This is a genomic window from Colwellia sp. Arc7-D, assembly GCF_003061515.1.
GTDB lineage: Bacteria > Pseudomonadota > Gammaproteobacteria > Enterobacterales > Alteromonadaceae > Cognaticolwellia.
Genome location: NZ_CP028924.1, coordinates 1509555 through 1534050 on the forward strand (window position 1 = coordinate 1509555; position 24496 = coordinate 1534050).

The 24496-nt window shown below is 37.4% G+C and carries 18 protein-coding genes; 4 read left to right on the plus strand and 14 right to left on the minus strand.

Going from position 1 to position 24496, the window contains the following annotated elements; translation table 11 throughout:
* The first annotated feature begins 102 nt into the window (after positions 1 to 102).
* A complete protein-coding gene (locus DBO93_RS06560; protein WP_108455600.1) occupies positions 103 to 1263 on the plus strand; it encodes a porin in 1161 nt (386 codons plus the stop codon).
* Between the two features lie 196 nt (positions 1264 to 1459).
* On the plus strand, positions 1460 to 2119 hold the full coding sequence (locus DBO93_RS06565) for a response regulator transcription factor (protein WP_108455601.1): 660 nt from the start codon (positions 1460 to 1462) through the stop codon (positions 2117 to 2119).
* A 312-nt stretch (positions 2120 to 2431) separates the two neighbouring features.
* Here the strand turns inward: DBO93_RS06565 and DBO93_RS06570 are convergent, their stop codons facing one another.
* From DBO93_RS06570 to DBO93_RS06630, 11 genes are all read right to left on the minus strand, one after another.
* Positions 2432 to 3559, minus strand: coding sequence for an HDOD domain-containing protein (locus tag DBO93_RS06570; protein ID WP_108455602.1), 1128 nt, complete (start codon positions 3557 to 3559; stop codon positions 2432 to 2434).
* Between the two features lie 614 nt (positions 3560 to 4173).
* Positions 4174 to 5124 carry a polysaccharide lyase family 7 protein gene (locus DBO93_RS06580; RefSeq protein ID WP_108455603.1) on the minus strand — a complete coding sequence of 317 codons (951 nt, stop codon included), beginning with the start codon at positions 5122 to 5124 and terminating at the stop codon, positions 4174 to 4176.
* A 133-nt stretch (positions 5125 to 5257) separates the two neighbouring features.
* Positions 5258 to 7408: a hypothetical protein gene (locus tag DBO93_RS06585; protein WP_108455604.1), complete on the minus strand. Its 2151-nt coding sequence runs from the start codon at positions 7406 to 7408 to the stop codon at positions 5258 to 5260.
* Between the two features lie 398 nt (positions 7409 to 7806).
* Positions 7807 to 9204 (minus strand): polysaccharide lyase family 7 protein, encoded by a 1398-nt coding sequence (locus DBO93_RS06590; protein WP_162533736.1) that lies wholly within the window; start codon positions 9202 to 9204, stop codon positions 7807 to 7809.
* Positions 9205 to 9919: 715 nt separating this feature from the next.
* The gene (ureG, locus tag DBO93_RS06600; RefSeq protein ID WP_108457775.1) at positions 9920 to 10531 is read right to left on the minus strand and encodes an urease accessory protein UreG; all 612 of its coding nucleotides are present in this window, start codon (positions 10529 to 10531) and stop codon (positions 9920 to 9922) included.
* Between the two features lie 34 nt (positions 10532 to 10565).
* On the minus strand, positions 10566 to 11336 hold the full coding sequence (locus DBO93_RS06605; RefSeq protein ID WP_108457776.1) for an urease accessory UreF family protein: 771 nt from the start codon (positions 11334 to 11336) through the stop codon (positions 10566 to 10568).
* On the minus strand, positions 11326 to 11826 hold the full coding sequence (locus DBO93_RS06610) for an urease accessory protein UreE (protein ID WP_108455606.1): 501 nt from the start codon (positions 11824 to 11826) through the stop codon (positions 11326 to 11328). The genes DBO93_RS06605 and DBO93_RS06610 overlap by 11 nt, the downstream gene beginning before the upstream one ends.
* An 8-nt stretch (positions 11827 to 11834) precedes the next feature.
* Positions 11835 to 13538, minus strand: a complete 1704-nt coding sequence (ureC, locus tag DBO93_RS06615) for an urease subunit alpha (RefSeq protein WP_108455607.1) — start codon at positions 13536 to 13538, stop codon at positions 11835 to 11837.
* Positions 13539 to 13540: 2 nt separating this feature from the next.
* A complete protein-coding gene (locus DBO93_RS06620; protein ID WP_108455608.1) occupies positions 13541 to 13846 on the minus strand; it encodes an urease subunit beta in 306 nt (101 codons plus the stop codon).
* A 28-nt stretch (positions 13847 to 13874) separates the two neighbouring features.
* Positions 13875 to 14177, minus strand: a complete 303-nt coding sequence (locus tag DBO93_RS06625; protein ID WP_108455609.1) for an urease subunit gamma — start codon at positions 14175 to 14177, stop codon at positions 13875 to 13877.
* Positions 14178 to 14252: 75 nt separating this feature from the next.
* Positions 14253 to 15164, minus strand: a complete 912-nt coding sequence (locus DBO93_RS06630; protein ID WP_108455610.1) for an urease accessory protein UreD — start codon at positions 15162 to 15164, stop codon at positions 14253 to 14255.
* 469 nt (positions 15165 to 15633) lie between these two features.
* Here DBO93_RS06630 and DBO93_RS06635 point away from each other — a divergent pair, with 469 nt between their 5' ends.
* Complete coding sequence (locus tag DBO93_RS06635) at positions 15634 to 17232, plus strand: cation:proton antiporter (protein WP_108455611.1); 1599 nt, start codon at positions 15634 to 15636, stop codon at positions 17230 to 17232.
* 253 nt (positions 17233 to 17485) lie between these two features.
* On the opposite strand, the gene DBO93_RS06640 is transcribed toward DBO93_RS06635, so the two are convergent.
* The 3 genes from DBO93_RS06640 to DBO93_RS06650 are packed head-to-tail and all read right to left on the minus strand — an operon-like array spanning position 17486 to position 21005.
* On the minus strand, positions 17486 to 18607 hold the full coding sequence (locus tag DBO93_RS06640; protein ID WP_108455612.1) for an acyl-CoA dehydrogenase: 1122 nt from the start codon (positions 18605 to 18607) through the stop codon (positions 17486 to 17488).
* A 20-nt stretch (positions 18608 to 18627) separates the two neighbouring features.
* Positions 18628 to 19827 carry an acyl-CoA dehydrogenase family protein gene (locus tag DBO93_RS06645; RefSeq protein ID WP_108455613.1) on the minus strand — a complete coding sequence of 400 codons (1200 nt, stop codon included), beginning with the start codon at positions 19825 to 19827 and terminating at the stop codon, positions 18628 to 18630.
* Positions 19828 to 19853: 26 nt separating this feature from the next.
* Positions 19854 to 21005 (minus strand): acyl-CoA dehydrogenase family protein, encoded by a 1152-nt coding sequence (locus tag DBO93_RS06650; RefSeq protein WP_108455614.1) that lies wholly within the window; start codon positions 21003 to 21005, stop codon positions 19854 to 19856.
* A 547-nt stretch (positions 21006 to 21552) separates the two neighbouring features.
* On the opposite strand from DBO93_RS06650, the gene DBO93_RS06655 reads away from it, so the two are divergent.
* Positions 21553 to 24366, plus strand: a complete 2814-nt coding sequence (locus tag DBO93_RS06655) for a TonB-dependent receptor (RefSeq protein WP_108455615.1) — start codon at positions 21553 to 21555, stop codon at positions 24364 to 24366.
* The last annotated feature ends 130 nt before the right edge of the window (positions 24367 to 24496 follow it).

The window sequence follows — 24496 nt, forward strand, 5'->3', positions numbered from 1 at the left end:
TACGACTAAAGGGCAGTTTATTTGGTTAAGTTGACTCATTTTATTTACTGGGGATTTTTTTATTATAACTACACATTTATAATAAAAAACCGGAAGCATGAAATGACTAAACTATTTAAAGTAAGCTTGATCACCGCCGCATTATCTATGACCGCATTTAACAGCAGCGCCGCTGTTGAAATTTATGAAAATGACGGTATGTCATTTAGTGCTGACGGGTTAGTAAATGTATTCTATGTAAACAGCTCGGTTGAAGCTACAGATGCTAGCGGTAACGTGAGTGACCGCGACCAGTCTCGTGTTCGCATGGGTTTCTTGCCTAATAACATTGGTTTTAATTTTTCTAACCAATTGTCTGATATAAAAATTGGTATGCGCTCTTCGTTTTGGGTTTCTATTAATGACTCTGATCAAAGCCGCGATGCATCACCTGCTGACTTAGGTACCGGATCTTTGATTGACGTAAGACAGTTCTACGGCACAGTGAGCGGTGATTGGGGTGAAGTTTTATTAGGTAAAGATTTTGGCCTTTTCAACAGAGCTAATATTTTAGGTGATGAATTATTGTTAGGTTATGGCCAAACGTCAGATTTTTTTGGCTTGGTTGATGGTGGTAATGTTTCGTTTGGTAATATCAGTACCGGTTATACTTATCCTGCACCAAAGTCACAAATTACCTATCGTTCGCCAGATATGAATGGTTTTAAATTAGCGGTTGGTATTATGGACCCCAATAAAACTGGTGCTGATTCTTCAGAAGACTTACCTCGCTTTGAAGCTGAACTGATGTATACAACCAGTATTGATGATACAACACTAAAAGCATGGGTAAGTGGTGTTACGCAGTCGAGTGAAGCTGGCGGTGCAGAACAAGATCAGTCAGGTATAGGTTATGGTGCTAATATTAAGTTTGGCGGTTTATCAATTACAGCCTCAGGCTTTAGCTCAGAAGGTTTAGGATATGTTGCCGGACTAGATAATATTGTTGGTAACGATGCCATTGAATCTGACGGTTACTTAATGCAAGCGTCTTACACGATGGAAGCAAATCGCTTTGTAGTAACTTACGGTGAATCTGAAGTAAAAAATACTGGCAGTGTGTTAGATGCAACACATACTAATACCGGTGTTGCCTACTTTAGAACATTGCGCCCAGGCTTAACGCTTGTTTTTGAATATAACAATACCGAAGCCGATGTCTCTAATTCGTTAATAGGTGAAGATAACGATACCTTCGCCATTGGTTCAGTGATCACTTTCTAATCAACGAATATGCATAAGATTAGGTTCATTTAAAAGGCTTACAAAGATAGATACCAGTTCTAAAATCCGGCTGGTATTTATTATTTTAATGAGGTGCAACCTAAAAGATGAGCTTTCTCCAACTTTAGGAGGGTTAAATAGTTTCTAATAACCTGCTATGGTTAGCTAGCTCATTCATTTTACGGTAGTTTCCTTTATGTATAAAATTTTGGTTGCAGATGATCATCCGCTTTTTAGAGATGCAATCGTTAATATTATAGGTATAAAATTTCCGGGTTCAACCACCTATGAAACCGAGGACGTTGAATCTACTTTAGCATTTGTTAAAGAAAATGATGATATTGATTTAATACTTTTAGACTTGAATATGCCAGGTATGTCGAGCCTTAACGGTTTGTTAGATATTCGTAACGAATGTCCGACAACACCGGTTGTTATTGTATCGGCAGAGCAAGAAAAGCAGAAAATATTACAAACTATTTCTTATGGTGCTGTCGGTTTTATTTCGAAGTCGTCCTCAAAAGATGTTATTGGCGAAGCGATAGAAAGTGTTTTTCAAGGTAATGTATATTTACCGTCAGATATTATGCGCTCACAAGTCAACGACTCTAATACTAAAAAAGAATTTCAAGTTGCCCCCGAAAATATCTCCTTATTAACTCGCCGTGAATTAATTGTGTTAAAACATTTAACGAAAGGTGAAGCTAATAAACAAATTGGTTTTAATTTACATATTTCTGAAACTACGGTTAAGTCACACGTTTCCTCAATTTTGAAAAAATTGGGTGCGTCTAATCGCGTTAAAGTGGTATTAGGCTGCAGCGATGTTGATTTTAATCAATACTTAAAACGTTAAATAGATACATGTTTAGCATGACTTAGCATGAACTGTTTTGCTCAATGTATAATGTTACTGTGTTTAACTACGGCAAGTGAAGTTTGATATAAATCCAAGCTATAAAATACATAGACTGGTCGATTTTTATCATAACCGTTAGTACTTATGTCTACTTCCATTGACGAGTAATTTATTTATGTGCATTAGAGTTAATTCTATTTATATGTTCCTTACATGATACATTTTTACGTAACTAACCTTTTAAACTCAATAGGGTTTCATAATCGTACCGGATAAGGGATAGCTCCAAAGCTGCTTTAGTTAGCTTTTCTATTTATTTTCATTTATAAGCAAGTTCAAATAATCAATCGCTTCACTAGTGAATAGTAACGATGTTTTAACTTCTTTAATGTATTCATCATCAAGCGTTTCTTGAGCCATTCTCAGCTGCAACTCACTGATGAGTTTTGCTTCATAAACGTAACAAGCAATAGGAAGTTTTTTATGTAGTGCCGGCAACAGTGCTGCGCGTTTTACTTTTGTTTGTAACGCTAAAACTTCCAGTATCGAAGATGGAAAGTTCCAATGCTTGGCGATAAAGTAGGTGAGCTTTTTTGAATTTTTCGCCATGATATTTTTAAATAATGTCGAATTAGGTTGGCAATCAGGATGAACAACCGCAAACGCATCAATCATTAGTTGGTAAATAATAACGTCGCCTAAATTGGATATTAGACCAATAAAGTAGGCTTGAGCTGCATCGTTTTTAATTTTAGACTTCGCTACTAGTGTTTTAGCGTTAACTCCCGTAGACAAGCTATGCTGCCATATTTTTTGGCCATACTGGCGAAAATAAATACTTGATTGTGGCACAAGTTTATTTACAAAGCCGTTAATAACACCTTCTGAAAGACCCTTTATCCCAAGTACCATAAACGCTGATTTTAAGTCGTTAATTTCTTTGCTGCTACGGTTATAGTAAGTTGAATTGGCTAGCTCTATTACTTTTGCTGCTATGGCCGGCTCTTGCTGAATTAATGAAATAAGTGTGTCGGCATCAAAATCGTCATTATTTAATTGTTCAATTATTTTCGATAACGATATTGGCAGAATTGGTAGTGCGTCGAGGATTAGTTTTGGGTTGAGTAATAAGCTTTCAACTTTATCAGAAATGAACTCAGATAACTCGTCATTATGTGATGATGTAAAGCTGTTAGGCATACCAAACAAATAATCATAAAAAGCTTGTTGGTATTCCTCCTCAAACGAGTAGTAGCGGAAAGGTTTGTTATCTATGTTATCTATGTTATCTATGTTATCTATGTTATTTGTGTTGTTGTTGTTGTGCTGAATTTCTTCTTTTGTAACTTCCTTATTTTTAAGATTTTCAAAATAGTATAAATTAGCAGTGTTAGAAGCTTTCTTTTTAAAAAGAGCATTAATAAGTTTTTTAAACATAAATATAAGAAGTTATTGTTAGTAATACGTTGTAGGTTAAATAAATCGAGTAACACTTACTAAACTAGTAGTAAAATGGCGGTCAATTTATTAGCTTGGATGTTTATTATAATATTTGTTTTCTGTGTTGTATCAATTTTCCTATCTAATAAATACGACTTGTCATTAATATTATAAATTTATCGACTGAAATAACGATAGAACATTATTTACTATCGTCATTTAATCGCGATGAATCATGGTCTGTGCCTTATTTACTATTTTTTCTAATCTATATATTGGTGAAAGTACGGTTAAGTCACATGTTTATTTAATTTTGAAGAGGTTAGGTGGGGTCAATCGCACTAAAGTGTTATTAGGCTGTAGTGACGTCGATTTTAATCACTACTTAAAACGATAAAACGATAAAACGATAAGCCCGTTGCATGTATTGTGTTATTAAATTTTGCTAGCGGCATTAAATAAAAAGCCTGCAGGTTAATATGATATAAAAACGCTAGTAAATGTAGCGTTAATTGACGAGTTAAATACTGATAGCGATACCAAAAAAAAACACGTATTAGTTGATAACTAAACGTGTTTTTTTATGTATACAGCTAATATTATACGACTGACTAGTTATGACTATTTTCTAACTGGTAGAAGGTTGCTTGAACATAGTCGTTTGGTTCACCTGAGTTATTTTGATTATAAACCCCAGCTTTGAAGTACATATATTGATCGCTTTTATCATAGCCGCTGCTACTCATATCTACTTCTTGTACGATGTCGGCTTTTCCTTGGCGAATAATGGTAACGGTTAATTTGTCACCAACCACATTGATTCGATAACTAAACACTTCGTTAAGGGCAATGCCGTCTTCAGGATTATCTGCATTGCTGGCACGAGAACCAATAAGGTTATACCACTGTTCTTTGCCGTTACCTTTTAACGGCTCGTGAGCCATGTAAATTACGCCTTTGTCGTTATTGGGTAACTTGCGGTAATAAAGTCGAACAGGTTCATCTTTTGTTGCATGAATTTGGCCTATAATCACACGACCCACTTGCTTGTCATCACCCGTGGTGGTGACATGATTAACGGCTAATGTTGCGTCTAATGTGCCATCAACTCCGCCAGATTTCTTTTTTACATTACGCCTTGCTGTACTAAACACCCAGTTATTTTCGGTTATACCTTTAGTTTTTACTCTAAGGTCGCCTTTGCGAAGCATTTCTCTTAATTCACTGCGGGTATACTTAGTGTTTTTAGAGGTTTTTGGTCCTTGGATTGGTGCGGTAAAAACCATTCCGCCGTCATCTGCGGTATAGAATAATGGCTTTATAGATAAACCTTTCACTAGGTAACTTTCTGGCACATTATCAGCAATACCATCTTTGTTGGTATCAACGGGTAAGCTGATGCTCCAGTCTGATAAGTCAAAGTTATCTGCTGGTCTAGCATTGGCATCGAGTGATACTGTTTCATTTCGACTGTTTTTTATTTCTGCAGCTTGCAGATAACCTTGCCCGCTTAAAGCTAAAATTAACGTAATGCTCAATAGGCTTTTAATAGGAGACAGCATTTTGTTTACCTTTTATATTTAGGGATAATACTTATTAAAGTAGACTTAACCAATAAATCTTCACAAAAAAATAGCGCTATAATTAGCGCTATTTCATCAAGTTTGAATATTGCTATTTAAACTTGTTATTTACTTATAATCTATCAGCGACTACGGCTTCGTTTGTAGAGCTGTTATAAGGTGAAGCAGGGTTGTCGGTATCAAGAGAACCACCTACAGCATAATTTGTACTTTCAAAGTGATCTGAAAATACTTCTGTAGTACCTTCTAAATCAGAATATAGCTTAATGTCGTCGATATAAAATGCAGTTGCTACAGTTGCATCATTATCGCCAATTCTAAAAACTAAGTACTGAACGCCGTCCATGATAGTTTCAAAGTGGGTACCTAAAGTACCATCTGATTTACCACTATCATAAGTTGGAAAAGCATCTGCTGAAACAGGTGTACCATTAATCGATAAAGTAATTAGCGGTGCTACAGTAGCACTTGCGTTGCTGGCATCCCATGTAATATCGATATCAACCCACTCATCACCTGTGAATGTTGCATCGGTATCAACCGTACCTTCTTGGCCACGAATTACATAGTTACCTTCTTTAACTCTTAATTCAACTAGTTCATAACCTGTACTCACTTTACTACCAAATATACCAATATAGGCATCTTTAAAGTCGGTATCAGTGTCGTTAGGGTTATTATTAACGGCGTTTGCTTCTTTTCTAAATGATACGCTAAGTTTACCGATATCTAACGGTGAAATACTTTCATCGCTAAGTTTGAATCTAAGTTCACCCGTATCAGTAGAACCATCGCCAATACCTACGCCCATGGTATCTGTGATTTTAGCTACTTGAAAGTTATCTACTGGTGGATCGGCTGGCGGATCAGCAGGGTCAGCAACTACAGCACCTTCTCTTGTCACTTCTGCAACCACAGCTTCATTAGTTGAGCTATTATACGGTGATGCACTGTTGTCTGTATCAAGTGAGTCATCGACTGCAAAGCCTTCAAAGTCATCTGCAAATACTTCTGCTGTGCCTGCAACGTCAGAGTACAATTTAATGTCATCTAGGTAAAATGCAGTTGCAACGGTCGCGTCATTGTCACCTAATCTGAATGTCATATGCTGAACACCATTCATAATAGTTTCAAAGTGAGTGCCTAAACTGCCATCTGATTTTCCACTATCATAAGTTGGGAATGGGTCTGCTGAAACAGGAGTGCCATTAATTGAAAGGGTAATTAACGGTGCTACTGAAGCACTAGCATTTGTTGCATCCCAAGTGATATCAATATCAACCCATTCTTCACCTGTGAAAGTAGCGTCAGTATCAACAGTACCTTCTTGGCCACGTATTACATAATTACCTTCTTTAACTCTTAACTCTACAAGTTCATAACCGGTACTAATTTTAGTACCAAATATACCTATATAAGCATCTTTAAAGTCGGTATCAGTGTCGTTAGGGTTATTATTAACGGCGTTAGCTTCTTTTCTAAATGATAAGCTCAACTTGCCAGTGACTAGCGGGTCAATACTTTCATCGCTAAGTTTAAATCTAAGTTCACCGGTATCAGTAGAGCCGTCACCAATGCCAACACCCATGGTGTCAGTAATTTTAGCTACTTGGCTAGTTACAACATCTGCTGGTTTAACAATAACCGGTGCTGTTGGGTCTGACAGGGTATCTTCTGGGAAATCATCATTATCTGTATAGGTTGCAGAAACGGTAATTGTTTTAGTTAACTCTGCTTCAGTTAATGTATATGAAGCGCTGGTTGCATCAGCGATTGCAACGCCATCTGCCATCCACACATAAACAATTGGCGTATCGCCAGAGCCATTTTCGTCGGTAATAATTGCTGTAAGCTCAAAGTCTACATAAGCATCACCTGAAATAGCTACGCTACCGGCACTTGGTACGGCTGGAATTTCAATAACATCAGTTTCTGCTGAAATAGCTTTTTCAGCATAACCATCATTATCTGTGTAGTTAACGATGAGTGAAATCATAGAGCCAACATCAGCATCTGTAAGGAGGTATGTGCCCGAAGTGGAACCTGAAAGCACTTTGTTATCAGCAACCCAAGTGTAAGTTACGTTAGCTGGATCAAAACCATTACCATCGCTAATTGTCGATGTTAATGTTTCTCCCGTTGTAGGGTCTCCTGATATTTCTACATAGCTAACAGCATTTCCTGTTGAGCCTGTTACGCTGTCATCATTACAAGCTGTTAAGGCCAATGCGCTTGTCATTGCCAATATCAATTTTGTTTTCATTTTAGTCACTCCCCGACAAATTTTATTATATTTTTTAATCGTTGTTTATAGAATTAATATTTGTAAGTACATTTTATCTATAAGCATTACTGTTACCGATACTTACAATAACTTACCAATCTGTCAACCAATTATTGTGTTTTAAACTATATAGTTCAAAAATTATGCGCGCTATAGTGAAGGTGTAGCGCGTATTTTTTTGTGCTAAATAACTCATAAGTAATTATATTCGTTTACTATATGTTACTTGTTATTACCAATTTATATTTTTATTATCTTCAATAAAAAATCTATCAATTAATTATCTCGACTTTATAAATAGCCAGATAAATAAAAGCGGCTTATGAAGTAGAAAATAAATTCCGTTATGAATGAATAAAGCTTTATATCGAATATTTTTATTCAGCTTGGTATCCGGTGTGGCTATTTGTAATTTTGTAAAAAGTTGCCTGCACATAGTCTTTAACATCTCCGGTATTATTTTGATTATATACACCGGCTTTAAAGTACATGTATTGACCGCCTTGATCATACCCGCTGTTAGTCATGTCAACTGTTTGAGAAACATCGGCTTGACCTTCTCTTGTTATTGTTAAGGTTAATGAATTACCTACTACTTTGATTTGATAACCAAAACGTTCATTGAGTGTTATGCCGTTTTCAGGATTGGTTGCACTTTGTGAGCGGTTACCAATTAATTCGTAATAAATATCATCACCACCTTCAATTTCATGGGCTAAATAAATTGAGCCTTTATTATTTTGAGGAAGTTTTCGGTAATACACTCGAATAGGTTCGTCATTATTTGCATGTATTTGACCGATAATTACGCGGCCAACTTGGGATTTATCGCCTGTTTCAGTGACATGGTTTACCGCTAATTCAGCGATTAACTCACCATCTACACCGCCAGCTGCATCAAGATCATTATCAGGCGCGCTTGAAAATACCCAGTTGTTTTTATTAACCCCTTGAACGTTAATGTTGGTGTTACCGCGCCTTAGCATTTCTCTAAGTTCGGTACGAGTATATTTTGTATTGGTAGAGGTTTTAGCACCTTCAATTGGCGCTCTAAAAACTAAGCCACCATCGGTATTTAAAAAGAAAAACTGAGCGTTAAAGTAATCATTATTCAAACGAGATTCATAAATGCTTTCTGCTTTGGTATTCGTAGCTTCATCAACAGGAATACTTAAATACCAGTCAGTTAATTCAATGGAAGAGCTTACATCGGCTAAGCAACCAAACGCTTCAACTTCAACAATGTTATTGGCGTTATCAATATTACTGCCTTTTGGAATGATTTTTATATACTGTGATGAGTGCTCTGGTATTTCAACGAACTGACTGCGGGTGGTTGACGAATCGGTCATTTGATTAGCTACAACACTAGTCCAGGTTTCATTGTCTTTAGATACTTCAATGTCGTAACTGTAGCTTCGCTGATCGTTATTAAGCCACGAGATTGAAATACCTTTAACTAATGAAAAATCGGCTAAGGTTAAAATTAAATGTTGATCAGTTTCGAGTGATGACCAGCGAGACTCTGGTAAAAAACTACCATCGATAACGCGGCTAGCAACATAATCAGTTAATTCATTAGTGGCTGTAGCATTACCGAAATTAAGTTTTGCTAAACCCAAACAGGTAATATCTTGCTTTGGTAGCTCAACTGGGGTTTCAACGGAAGGTTCAACTACGATTACCACCTCTGGTTTATCTTCTGAACTAGATGATTTACAGCCAAGAAATAGTATAAAAATACATAGATATAGTGGAGTTTTGTAGATAGACAATTTTTTCACCTCAATATTAAAAACAACTGGTTATTACCAATTTTAATTACCAAAAAAAAGTAAATGGCAAATAAGTATGTGACCAAATGTAATGCCAAAAAGGTAATGTGTAAAGTGCTGGATTTTTGTTAGATGTTAGAATTTGTGCATTGAAAATGATGATGCAGGTGTTAGGTTTTGTCTTTATGAAGCGTAAACAACACTATTATCAGCCATTTAATGAGTGTGACGTCGTTCGCTATAATGGATTTGTTTTTATATTCAGTTTGATGAGGTAAGCATTTAACATTTGAAGTAAAAGCGTTGCAGTTAACGCAATTTATATTACCTCATAATATGAACAGTGCGTTTTAAAGAAAAAGGGCTGACATTATAAATGTTAGCCCTTTTTAGATAGAAAAATATGACGAGAAGGGGGTATATAATTGATATCTAATGTTTATTGGATTTCTTCTGTTTAAACCAGGTGTATGCTTTATAAACGACAATGGCAAATATAGTCCAAAACACACTATGATAAAAAGTATGTATAGAGCCTTCCCCTAAAGCGTGGTCAGTATGTGCAAAGGCTTGGTTGGTAAAAAGTATTAAATAACTAATAAATAGCGTTAAAATTTTCATATTAAATCCTTATTTTGTTAATTTTTTTGTTCATAATCTTTTTGAAATTAAAATGTATTTTTCATGTGTTTATGTGCTGTTTTTTTATGCAACATTAAACGTTCAACATGCCTTCTTTTTCAATAAAGGCAATTATCTCAGCTAGACCTTGTTGTGTTTTCATATTAGAGAAAATGAATTTCTTATCACCACGCATTTTTTTGGTATCTCGGTCCATTACCTCAAGTGAGGCGCCAACTAAATCAGCGACATCTATTTTATTAATGATTAATAAGTCTGACTTTGTAATACCTGGGCCACCTTTACGCGGGATTTTATCGCCTGCTGAAACATCAATAACGTAAATAGTTAAATCAGAAAGTTCGGGGCTAAAAGTAGCACTTAAGTTGTCACCACCACTTTCGACTAAAACAAAATCTAAATTGGGATGCATAGCTTGCAGTTCGTCGATAGCAGCTAGGTTCATTGATGCATCTTCACGAATAGCAGTATGCGGACATCCACCTGTTTCCACACCCATAATTCTATCGGCGGCGAGTGCACCATTTTTGGTTAAAAACTCTGCATCTTCTCGTGTGTATATATCGTTGGTGACTACTGCCATATTATATTTGTCACGTAGTGCTAAGCATAATTCGCGTAGTAGAGCTGTTTTTCCTGAACCAACAGGGCCGCCAACGCCAATGCGTAAAACTTGTTTCTTCATTTTTGTTTCTCTTAAAAGTTTATAATTTGGGTTTTTACGAACGAAAAAGTCGTGAATATTGCGTTTCATGCCAAGCACTTGCCATGGCTAAATGCGGTAAACTGGTGCCGATATCTTCATCGTCAATAGTGTTCGATTTTTCGATAATTGCTTGTGTATTTTCAGTTAATTCAAATAATAAGTTTTGTGCTTGCGTTTGCCCAAGCGGTACTAACTTTGTTGCCGCTGCTACTTGGTTATCTATGTAGGTCCAACAATAGCCGCTTTGCGCTGAAATTAGGTCTAACTTAAATACATAAGCACACAATGCAAAGGCGCTAACAAAACTGATCTCTGTTAGCTGGATAATCGCTTGGTAGCCACTAACGTTAATATTGTTAAGTTGCTTTATCAGCCTTATTAAAGCTTTACCCATGGCTAAATCAGCGAGTAATAGTTCATGGCTTTCACGACAAGCAATTAAGTGTGTATTCCAGTATGCAAACGCGTTTAAGTCATTGTTATGTAGGGCACTGAATAGTCTTTTTAAAATAGCTAAGTCAGTTTTTGCTATTGATTCTTCTAAATTAATTTCGATCCAACTTGCGGTTGTTTCTGGTGATGTTAACCAACCCATTTCTACCGCGTATTCCAAGCCTTGTGAGAATGAAAAGCCACCAACCGGTAAATTGGCGCTACACAGTTGAAGTAGCCGATTTAATTGCATCGGATAATTATGTTGAATATTATGTTGAATATTCTGTTGAATATTCTGTTGAATATTCTGTTGATTGCTTTGTTCAATATTAATTGTATTAGTGGGCATGGGCATGTGCATGGCTATGTTTCTCATTACTGATATTGTCAGAATGTGCATGAGAATGACCACCTTTGCCACCATAAGCACCACTTTCTGGCTCGAAAATAGCGGGTGCTTTATCAATGGTTAAGCCATATTTTTCGGCTAAGGCTTCTAAAACGTGATCGGGTTTAAAGCGCAACCAAAGCTCTCCAATTTGCAATGAGGTATGTCGATTCCCTAAGTGGTAGCAAACTTTACAAAACGTCAGCCAGTCAGTTGCAATTGCAGTAGATACAGGCTCTGTTTCGCCTTTAATTTCTACGAATAAACCGCATTCTGTTTTTAATATTTCGCCGACTAATAACGGATGACCACGTTCCATAAAAATACCAATGTCTGCTCCGCCATCTGTTGTACCTTTGATACGGGCTTTTTTACGGGTGTCTTGGTCTAAGGTGATTGAGTCAACTATTTCACCATGGGTATGATCTAAACGTTCATAAGCTTTTAACATGTAGTTTCCTAAAATAAACAGTAAAGTTGAGATAACGGCAGGGTAGTAGCTGGCTCGCAGGTTAACAGTTCGCCATTAGCTCTTACTTCATAGGTTTGGGCATCAACGTCTATTTTGGGTTGCCAGCTGTTATGGATCATATCGTCCTTACCAATGTTTCGGGTGTTTTTACAAACGCCAACCATACGTGTCATACCTATTCTTGCCGGTACATCGGCATCAATTGAAGCCTGTGACATAAATGTCATCGAGGTTTTTGCAGGAGCACTACCATAGGCACCAAACATGGGGCGATAATAAACAGGTTGTGGCGTAGGAATAGAGGCATTAGCATCGCCCATTGGCGCGGCAGCAATAAAGCCCGACTTTAAAATTAGTGCCGGTTTTATACCAAAAAATGCTGGTTTCCATAATACCAAGTCAGCCAATTTACCGACTTCTATAGAGCCTACTTCATGGCTAATGCCGTGGCTAATTGCAGGGTTTATAGTGTATTTTGCGATATAGCGCTTTATGCGAAAGTTATCGTTTCGTTCGGTATCAGGTGCTAATGGCCCACGTTGTTGTTTCATTTTATGGGCGGTTTGCCAAGTGCGGGTGATCATTTCTCCGACCCGTCCCATCGCTTGCGAGTCAGAGGCGATCATACTGATGGCACCTAAATCGTGCATTATATCTTCTGCCGCAATACTCTCTTTACGAATGCGTGAATCAGCAAAGGCAATATCTTCTGGGATAGAAGGATCTAAATGGTGACAAACCATCAACATATCGAGATGTTCGTCAATGGTATTAATGGTGTAGGGGCGAGTGGGGTTGGTTGAAGAAGGCAACACATTGGCTTCACCACAGGCTTTAATAATATCAGGCGAATGTCCGCCGCCAGCACCTTCCGTATGATAAGTGTGAATAGTACGACCTTTAAACGCACCTAAAGTATCTTCGACAAAGCCCGATTCGTTTAGGGTATCGGTGTGAATAGCAATTTGTACGTCGTAACGTTCAGCAACCGATAAGCAGTTATCAATAGACGCTGGTGTTGTTCCCCAATCTTCATGAAGTTTTAAGCCACAAACACCGGCTTCAATTTGTTCTTCTAGTGCAAGAGGTAAACTAGTATTCCCTTTACCTAAAAAACCAAAATTCATTGGAAAGTCATTAGTGGCTTGCAGCATTTTATAAATATTCCACGGACCCGGCGTACAGGTGGTCGCCTTAGTGCCTGTAGCTGGGCCAGTTCCGCCACCGATCATGGTGGTGACACCTGACATTAATGCTTCTTCTATTTGTTGCGGACAAATAAAGTGAATGTGCGCGTCAATTCCGCCCGCGGTTAGAATTTGTCCTTCGCCAGCAATAACTTCAGTGCCGGCTCCTACTTCAATATCGATATTGTCTTGAATATCAGGGTTACCGGCTTTGCCAATGATGGCGATACGACCATTTTTAATGCCCACATCGGCTTTAACAATGCCCCAGTGATCAATAATTAACGCATTGGTGATCACTAAGTCTACCGTTTCAAAACACGAGGCCTGGCTTTGACCCATGCCGTCACGAATAACTTTTCCGCCACCAAACTTAACTTCTTCACCGTATTCGGTAAAATCTTTTTCAACTTCCAACCATAAGTCGGTATCGGCTAAACGAACACGATCGCCAACTGTTGGTCCGAACATATGAGCGTAAGCGTTTTTATCAATGCTAGCCATGTTTATAAATCTCCTTGAATTTCAGCACGAAAACCAAATACGCGGCGCTGTCCACGAAAAGCAATCAATGTTACTTCGCGCTCTTGTCCGGGTTCAAAACGTACTGCAGTGCCAGAGGTGATATCTAAACGAAAACCTTTTACCGCTGCCCGATCAAAATGTAGCGCGGGGTTAACTTCATAAAAATGATAATGCGAGCCAACTTGAATCGGTCGGTCGCCTGAATTAGCCACGATAACTTTTAGTTGCTTACAACCTACGTTGAGCTCACGGTTACCTGGGGCAGTTTTTATTTCACCTGGGATCATATGTAATTCTCTTGTATCCGAGTTAGGACTAAATAATGGGGTTGTGAACGGTGACAAGTTTAGTACCGTCGGGAAATGTGGCCTCTACTTGAACGTCTGGAATTAATTCTGAAACACCATCCATTACTTGTTCGCGTGTTAATAGCGTTCGACCATAATCCATCATCTGTGCAACGGTTTTACCATCACGCGCACCTTCAATTATTTCCATTGAAATATAAGCCATTGCTTCAGGGTAATTTAACTTTAACCCTCGGTTGAGTCGTCGCTCTGCTAGCAAGGCTGCGGTGAATATCAGTAGTTTGTCTTTCTCTCTTGGTAATAAATCCATAGGTTTCTCTATTTTTTATTTTTACGATTTTATCTGCTTTCAAAACCATCAATATATTAGGTGCTTGCTGCTTAATTAGGTATGCCAAATACGTGGGATATTGGCTGGCTTATTAAGATATAAGGGCCTCATTAATTGCCATAATTTAATGAAAAGTGTTTTACATTCTTCACCATGTTGACCTAAATAACGTATGACTAATAACTGCCGTATTTGGCTAATACTTATTTTTTGTTCTGCTTTATCCTCAATAACTACATCACGTAATTTAGCGATAAGTGCTTTATTTTCTGTATCGTTAATTAAACCTTTTGCCGCATAAGCTATAAAAGTGGCAAACACACTTTTGTTATTTAATCCGGCTATATGTTGCTGTATTTTATTCTCAGGTTTAATGGAAATTCTATCGTGGTAAAGTAACGTATCGTCACAATAAACGCGGTTTAACTGGGTGTATCGACCATCTTTAAAAAATTGCTCAGACCGTGGTAATCCTAAGCAGGTAATATCCCAACCTAAATAAACACTGCTGCTTTTTAAATGCACATCGACAGTATTAACCCCATCAGCGCCTTCATAAACAATGGTTTCCAGTGGAAAATTCTCACACTTTGCATGCTCTGCTAAAAATAACTCGCAGTGCTGTGCTTGTTTAGAGTCACCAATAGAAAGGTCTTCACGAGCACGGTAAAAGCGATTAGCACCAGGCGTAGTCACTAAACTATGCGCCTGCTGATTTACCTTAATATTTATTCGTAGTTCATCACCCGACACAATACCCGCTGGTGGATGCAATAAATAAATATGTGCGCATTCACGCCCTTCAGGATAAAAAGCTTTTTGCACACTTAACGGGCCATTGCGCTCAGTGCGGGTAAGCTGTGTGCCGTTTGAAGTGTCACTAAACTCTAATAACAGGTTAGCTAGCCAAGCACTTTTATTTGTTTTCACAGTCGTTAAGTTTTTTGTTAGCACGTTAGCTGTCATTATTATTTATCATTATTTTTATAAAACGGTGAGGTATATCAATGTTATAAAGGCAAGTTGCACAAATTGCGCCAAAGAATATAGGTAGGTAATTAATTGAGTATTTTTAAGTTAAGTTAACGCAAAATGTTTAGCGTCACATACTCTTCATAGCAACGAGTAATGGTTGCTGTAGGCATTTTATTTAAAAACTTGAATCGCTTAAGTCATAGATAAATAAGAGCAGTATTGATGACTAAAATAGACATTTGAATGCACCGATTTAGTGCGGGCGCATCAATATCAGGCGCTAAGGTGATTTTTAACCGCATTTTTATTTTTTATTATATTTTAAGTTATTGAACTTTAATGAATATATTTGTTTTATGTTAATATACTTTTACTATTTTAATGGTCTGTAATGTGCATGTAATTAAACAAGTATATTTTAATTGCTGATGTAAATATCAGGTTAGTTTTAAGGGAACAAATGGACTCCGTACTTGTTATTATTGCTATATCGTTAGCGCTTGCTAGTGTCATAAATATTGTATTAACCAAATTTTCAATTTCGCATATTATTGGCTATATCATTACTGGCACCATCGTCAGTAACTTTTTCGACTTTAATGGCAGTACTACACCTCACTCACTCGAGCTTATTGGCGAGTTCGGCATTGTTTTTCTTATGTTTACTATAGGTTTAGAAATGTCTTTTTCTAAACTAGGTAAAATGAAAGAGCTGATATTTTTTAATGGTTTTGTGCAGGTGGCTTTCAGTTCCTTGGTTATCTTTGCGATGGCCTTTTATATCTTTAATGTCGAACCCATTACGTCTTTAGTTATTGCCCTTGCATTTAGTTTGTCTTCAACGGCTATCGTTTTACCCTATCTGAAAAAATCAAAAGATATTGTTACGCCTTATGGCAAAAAATCAGTCGCTATATTGGTATTTCAAGACCTAGCGGTGATCCCTATTTTATTACTGATGGGTTTTTTATCGAATAATGAATTATCGATGTCAGACATATTATTAAAAACTTTTTTGTATGCCGGCGTTATTATTCTTTTTATGTTTACTATCGGCAAAAAATTAATTGCTTGGCTATTACACTTTTCGGCCAGTGCCCGTATGGAAGAGCTCTTTTTAAGTTCAGTGTTTACTATCGTTTTGGGCGCGTCATTACTAGCACATGAAATGGGTTTTACCTATTCTTTAGGCGCCTTTATCGCTGGTATGATCATCGCCGAAACTAAATTTCATATAAAAGTTGAGTCAGATATAGCGTCGTATAAAGATTTATTATTAGGGGCGTTTTTCTTTGCTATCGGCACCAAAATTGATGTTTTATATTTTGTCAGTAATCTGCATTGGGTGTTGGGGGTTTTAGCGCTGGTTATGTTGATAAAGGCATTGATTATTTATCTATTGATCAGAATGAAATCTAATAAAAGTGAGTCGATAAAATCTGCGGTAGCGTTATGCCAAGTAGGGGAGTTTTCGTTTGCTATTTTTGCTATGGCAATGAATCACAACCTGTTGTCGGAAAGTATTGGCAGCTTTTTAATATTGATCACTGTGTTATCAATGATATTAACGCCCTTTATGGTCAGTAATATCTATAAAATTGCCGCTATATTTGTTGTTGAGTTTTTTGAATCCGACAAAATAACACCTGTTCAAGCCTCTAATCATACCATTGTGTGTGGTTTTGCTATTTTGGGTAGAATTGTTGCAAAAGAACTCAGCAATAAAGACGTAAGTTTCTTAATTATTTCTGATAACTTACAGCATGTATTGCTGGCAAGAAAGCGTGGCTATAACGCATATTTTGGCCATTTAGACAAAGCGCCAGTATTGGAAGCGTTACGAGTAGAACAAACTAAGAGTATTATTGTTACGGTTAACTCTGTAGCGAATAAACAAGTTATTTGTGAAGCTGTGTTGGATTATTATCCTGAAGCAAATCTAATTGTTAAAGTGAGTACCTTAGAGGAAAAAGCGGCACTAGCCGATATAAAAATAAGCTCTTTTGTTCATGCGCAGCACGAAACAGCAGTGCTTTTAGTTAAACAAAGCATGCTTTGATTTAAAGAGTAGAATATTCTTACATCTGTTATTTAGTTTTAATATCAAGTTTGTTGAGCTTATTTTAAGTAACTAAATTAGTTAACTAATTTAGTCTACTAACTTTTATTTAATCAGTATTTTTGTTGCATTAGGAAGTGAAATTACGGATATAAACTAATGTTTTGATTATTTCTACATTGATAATAAAAATGCCTTGAATTGTACAGAATCAATTCAAGGCATTTTTTATGAGGTATGACTAATTAATGGGTTATAAAGATGCAAAACGTTTGGTATGAATATCAGTACTACCAAACAAAAATTGTATGGTAGTTAATCGTTTAAATATATGACCTACATCAAGCTCATCAGTCATGCCTATAGCACCATGCAGTTGTACCGCTTCACGGCCCACTAAGTTTGCTGCTTTACCAATTCGACTTTTCGCTGCCGATAATGCTTTGGCATCTTGACCATTATTACTGTCCATTTTTAATACAGCCATTAACAGCATCGACTTAGCTTGTTGGTGCTCGATAAACATATTTACTAGTCGATGTTGCAGTGCTTGGAAAGTACCAATAGTACGACCAAACTGTTTACGTGTTTTTGCATACTCTACTGTGCGTTCATTGGCTATTTGCATGGCACCAACAGCTTCGGCGCAAACAGCGAGTGTGGCTTTGTCGATAATATTATTAATGGCTGGCAAGGCATTGTCTTGCTCACCTAACAATCCAAGGGTCGGGGTATTATCAAACCAAATGTCAGCGGCTTGGTGTCCGTCAACATTGGCATAACCTTCACGTTTAACGCTTGGGTGATTAGCATCAACAAGAAATAAACTGATGCCATTGTTGTCATTTGTTGCCCCTGAAGTTCGCGCGGCAACGATTAAAGTATCAGCATGATTACCGTTTAACACGACAGACTTATGACCTGTAATAACAAATTCACCATTGTTTTCACTAGCGCTACATTTTACATTATTTAAATGATAACGGCTTTGTGGTTCAGCATAGGCAAAAGCCATTTGTAGTTCACCTGCCATGATTCTTGGTAGGTAATCGTCTTTTTGTGCAGGATTACCCGCCAAGGCAATTAAGCCACCTGACATAACGGCAGTTGCTAAAAATGGTTCAACGACCATGCCTTTACCAAACTCTTCCATGACCAGCATAAGGTCGACCATAGAACCACCTAAACCACCGTCTTCTTCGGTAAATGGCAGCATTAACCAGCCAAGTTCAGCAAATAAGCGCCAATTTTCTTGACTAAAACCTGTGTTAGTTTCGAGTATTTTTCTACGTGTTTCAAAATCGTAATCGTTGAGAATAAACTTCGATACACTATCTTGAATCATTTGTTGTTCGCTATTTAACGAAAAGTCCATTGTAAACTCCTAATACTAATTTAAAGGCCTAAAACGGCTTTGCTGATGATGTTAGTTTGAATTTCGTTACTGCCACCGTAAATGGATGCTTTTCGGTTATTAAAGTAACGTAATGAACTATTCGTTGCCATATCAGGACCAATGCTTTGCCCGTCAAAGTCATCATTGAATTGCTCAGGAACATATGGCATTGAGTAGTACCCAGCGGCTTCAACATACAACTCGTCTATCGCTTGAATAACTTGGGTGCCAACAATTTTTAATATTGATGATTCTGGTCCCGGTGCTTGACCTGTACTAATGGCTGAAAGGGTGCGTAACTCAGTATACTCTAGGGCTAATAAGTCTAATTCTACTTGTGCGACTTTTTGCGCAAAAATAGCGTCATCAATCAGTTTGTTATCTCCATCCGGAGATGTTTGAGCCAAGGTTTTTAATTGCACTAGGCGATCTTTGGAAATAGCAACCCGAGCAATACCTGTTCGCTCATGTGTTAATAGGACTTTAGCGTATGTCCAACCTTTGCCTTCCACGCCGATAAGATTTTCAGTAGGTACTCGCGCATTATCAAAGTGAACTTCATTAACTTCATGTCTACCATCAATAGTAATAATGGGTGATACAGTAATTTTAGGGTCGTTCATGTTGATTAACAGGAAACTGATCGCTTCTTGATTTTTCGCGCTAGGCTCTCCTGTTCTAACTAAGCAGAATATCCAATCAGCATGTTGCCCGAGTGTTGTCCATGTTTTGGTGCCGTTAACAACATATTCATCGCCTTCTTTTACCGCTGTTGTTCTAACCGACGCAAGATCAGAGCCTGCACCAGGTTCTGAATAACCCTGACACCACCAAACATTACTGGCTAATATATCAGGTAGAAAACGTTGTTTTTGTTCTTCATTACCAAAGGTATAAATGACAGGTGCAACCATTTTCAATCCAAAAGGGATCACATCTGGGCCACCGGCTTTAGCGCATTCATTGGCAAAAATATATTTTTGCGTTTGTGTCCAACCGGTTCCACCGTGCTCAACTGGCCAATTAAGTGCTGACCAACCTTGTTTGTGCAGTATTTTTTGCCACTCGATACATTCATCTTTTGATAAATGTATCGAATTTTTGGTTTTTTGAGCGATGTTTTTTGGCAATTTATCTTGCAAAAATTGCTGCACTTCTTGTTGAAAGTTTTTTTCTTGGGCGGTAAAATTTAAATTCATTGTGCAAATCCTTCGTTGGTCTTAATTTATTGAATATCTCTGATCATATTTTTGGCAATAATCATTTGTTGAATTTGTGTCGTACCTTCGTATAACCTGAATAACCTAACGTCACGATAAAGTCTTTCTACTGCGTATTCTGAAATATAACCTGCACCACCATGAATTTGAACAGCTTTGTCAGCGACTCGGCCAACCATTTCTGTGGCAAACAATTTACAACAAGATGCTTCAGTACTTATCTTTTTGCCTAAATCTTTTTGTCTTGCAGCATCAAGTACCATGCATTTTGCGGCGTAAGCTTCAGCTTTACTGTCTGCTAACATGACTTGAATCATTTGGTGCTCGGCAATGGGTTTTCCAAATTGCTTTCTGTCTATTGCATACCTTAATGCATCGTCAATTAAACGTTCAGCAATGCCGACACTTAAGGCTGAAATATGTAATCTGCCTCTATCTAATACTTTCATTGACGTTATAAAGCCTTTTCCTTCTACCCCTCCAATAATATTTTTGGCCGGGACATGACAATTTTCAAAAATAACGTCACAGGTATGTGATCCTTGCTGACCCATCTTTTTATCTTTAGCACCCAATGTAATGCCTGGCGTAGAGGCATCTACAATAAAGGCAGATATACCTTTAGCGCCTTTAATCGATAAATCTGTTCGAGCCATTACGGTAAAAGTGCCAGCTCTTGGTGCATTAGTAATAAAACGCTTAGTACCATTAATAATATACTCATCACCCTGTTTTATTGCCGTAGTTTTTACTGCTGAGGCGTCAGAGCCAACGTCTGGCTCTGTTAAACAGAAAGATCCAATTAGCTCACCTGTGGCATATTTAGGTAAGTAGGTTTGCTTTTGTTCGTCTGTTCCGTCGAATACAATAGCTGCAGAGCCAATTCCATTGTTAGTCCCAATGAGTGAGCGAAAAGCCGGTGATGTTCTACCTAACTCAATGGCGACAAGCGCTTCTTCCTCCATAGTCAGGCCTAAGCCATCATACTCTTCAGGAATGGTCATACCAAACAAGCCCATGGCTTTCATTTCTTGCACAATATCTTCTGGAATAGCGTCATTTTCTGCTACTTCATTTTCCGCAGGAACTAAACGTTCTCTAACGAACTTTGAAATACTGTTGAGAAATTGATCCAACATTTCTTTATCTCGAATCATTTACAATCCCTTAGAAATTTTATATTCCGCACAGTGGAACACATGATTAATATAATATCAAGCTGTAATTATAACTAATACCTCTGTATACACTTAATAAACAATAAATATAGAATTTTTGCTCTAAATAAATGTTGTCAGCGTTAATGTTAATATTAGGTTAAATTTAAATTAAGTGGAACTTATGGTTAAATAAAGTACTTGCATATTCCGCTAGGCAGAACTAGTATCGGTTCGAATTGTTTATTAGTGTGCGGGTTTATTAAACTGTTTTTAATTTGAACGACGCAGGAATTAACCTTATCGCGGTTGGATTAATAAATGATTGTTTAACGCAGAATATGCTCTAGATAGAAGACTGTAAGTGCAGTTTTTATGAATCTTTATAAATATTTTATGTGCGAATTTATTATTACTTTACAACCAAGACGCTGGCGGAGAATCATCGCAGTTAACAGAATAATTAATGACTATTGGCAGTTATCTAATAGCCATTAATTGAAAATATTAAAACCATAATAAAACAAAGTGAATAACGGGGAAGCAGATGAAAAATACCAGATTAAAGCAAAATGCTATAACAATCGCCATCAGTGCTGTGCTTGGGTTAATGGGCAGCACTGCCATATATGCCGAAGAAGTAAAAGAAGCAGATGCAAAAGATATTGAGAAAATCCAAATTATTGGATCTCATTTAAAAGGTTCAGCACTTGAAACCTCAGCACCTGTACAAACAATTAGTAGAGCCGATTTAGAAAAAATAGGCTCTCCATCTATCGTTGAAATGACACAAAAATTGTCAATTAGCTCTGGTATTCAAGGTAATTCTAATCAATACGGCTCTAATGGCACCGAAGGTACTTCGAACATTAATTTAAGAGGACTCGGGGCAGGGCGTACATTAGTACTCATTAATGGTAAAAGACACACCTTTAACCCTTACTCTATTGTTGACCAACAAATGCTTTATGTTAACACCCAAGATATTCCTTCAATGGCCGTTAAGCGCGTTGACATGTTAAAAGAAGGTGCAGCAGCTATATATGGTTCTGATGCAATAGCAGGTGTAGTGAACTTTACAACCCGAGGCGATTTTGAAGGCTTAGAAGTAAAAGCGGACTATAAAAATTTACAAGATAGTGATGGCGATTACGGCTTAGGTTTAATCTTTGGCTTAGGCAATGATGATACCCATTGGGTAACTTCTGTGAGCTATGATAAAACCAACACTATAAGCACTGCAGATAAAGATTGGGCGGTACAAGATTATGCTGCTAACCCGCAAGGTGGTTGGTCATCAATAGGTAATCCGCCGTCGATATTTAATGCTGCTTGGCTTGGTGATGATTCACAACCTAAATATTTATTAGATCCAGGTTGTGAAGTATTAGGCGGAACAAAAGCGGGTTTATGTAGATTTCAATATACGCCATTCTCAGCATTAAATGATGGTGATACACACTTAAAAGTTTTTAGTGAATTAAACCATGACTTTAACAATGATATTAGATTACATGTTGAAGTGTTGTATTCAGAAACTGAGGTTCCCACCACTTATGGCTCGCCGTCTTATCCTCCACAAAAGTTGGTCGATTTTTCAGATCGTTATGTACCGACCTATCATCCAGCATGGCAAGCTTTAGTGGCGAGCAATCCTGAATTTGCTAGTGCTCCTCACCCTTCGTTAAATCGCGTCGCTTATATTGGTCGCACCGTAGGTGTTACTGGGCCGTCAAGTGAAGGTGGTTTAGACTATAAAACTTATCGTATTGCAGCAGACCTAGAAGGTAAATTTGATAATGGCTATAACTGGGAAACAGGTTTTGCTTATTCAAATTCAAAACTTGATTATCGCAGTAACCCCGATACCTTAATCGTACCATTAAAGAATGCTTTGTTAGGTTATGGTGGCGATAATTGTGATATGGATGCGGGTGTACCCGGTGCAAATGGCTGTTTATTCTTTAATCCGTTTTCTAACGGCATTGAAACATCGGCTTCTAATGGTGCGACTAACCCAAACTATCAAGCTGAACTAGCTAACACTCAAGAGGTGTTAGATTATGTTTCAGGAACAAGAACTTCGCAAAAAGCCACTGAATTATTAGTGCTTGATGGCTTACTTTCAGGTGATTTAGATATTGAATTGGACGGTGGTGTTGTTGAGTTTGCTGTTGGTACTCAATATCGTTATGAATCTTTTTCAAATGAAGTTAATGACCTAGGAAATTTAGCTATAAATCCATGTCCAGTAATGGGTGAAACAGATTGTGCAAACCCAACGGGGGTTTTTCATTTTCGTAGTGGTGAGTTAAATCAAGATTCATCGCAAAGTATTTATGCTTTATTTAGTGAATTAGCGTTACCAGTATCAGATGATTTAAAAATGCAAATAGCCTTACGTTATGAGGATTATGGCGGAGATGTTGGTGATACCTTAGATCCAAAAGTATCAGCGCAATACACCATTAATGATAACTTTTCATTACGAGGTTCTGCCAGTACAACCTTTAGAGGACCAACACTTAATCAACTAGAAGGTAGTAATACAACGCTTTCTTATGTTGGAGCTCCTGCCGCCTTTAAAGCTGTTGATACTCAAGGAAATGGTGCCTTAGCACCTGAATCTGCTGTTGCACTAAACTTTGGTGTTATTGGTGAGTTTTGGGATGATCGCTTATTCGCAACCGTTGATTTTTGGTCCTTTGACCTAAGTGATCCAATCATTGTTGAAAACTATAATGCAGTATTAGCTGCTGCAGTTGCCGGTAAACAACCTTATGTTGATCAAGTGCAATGGACAGAGCCTGGTAACGCAAACACAGTTGAACGTATTGAAACTAAAATTATCAATGGCGCTGATGTTAAAACAAGTGGTATTGACGTTCAATTACGCTTAAATGTTACCGATTATTGGACCTTGGACATGAATGGAACGTATACCGCGGAATATAAAGTGGCTGGTGATGATTTATCAGAAGCTTTTGACGCAGCTGGTTTCCTAAATAATACTAACTCTAATCGTCCAATACCTAAGTATAAAGCTACCATGATCAATAGCTTCGATTTCGAGAATCATAATATTAGTTTATCTGCTTATTATGTAAGTGATTATAAAGATGAACGAGATTCGTTATTTACCACTAACACTAGAGGTCAAGTCATTAATAGCCAAGTACAGCTTGATTTAAGTTATAACTATATCTTTAATGATGATCTAACCAAGGTTAACTTAACGGTAAGTAATTTAACGGATGAAGAGCCTCCTTTTGCTCGTTTAGATTTAAACTATGACCCATTTACACATAACCCTTTAGGTCGTACATTTAAAATCAGCGTTGTGCATAAATTTGGTGAGTAATCACTAAAATGAGACAAAAAAGTTAAGTCATTTACTCATGAAGATAAGGTATTAATCTTGGCTTTGTTGACTGATGAGATAAAAATCCGATGGTTAAAATCATCGGATTTTTTATGTACAGAAATTACGG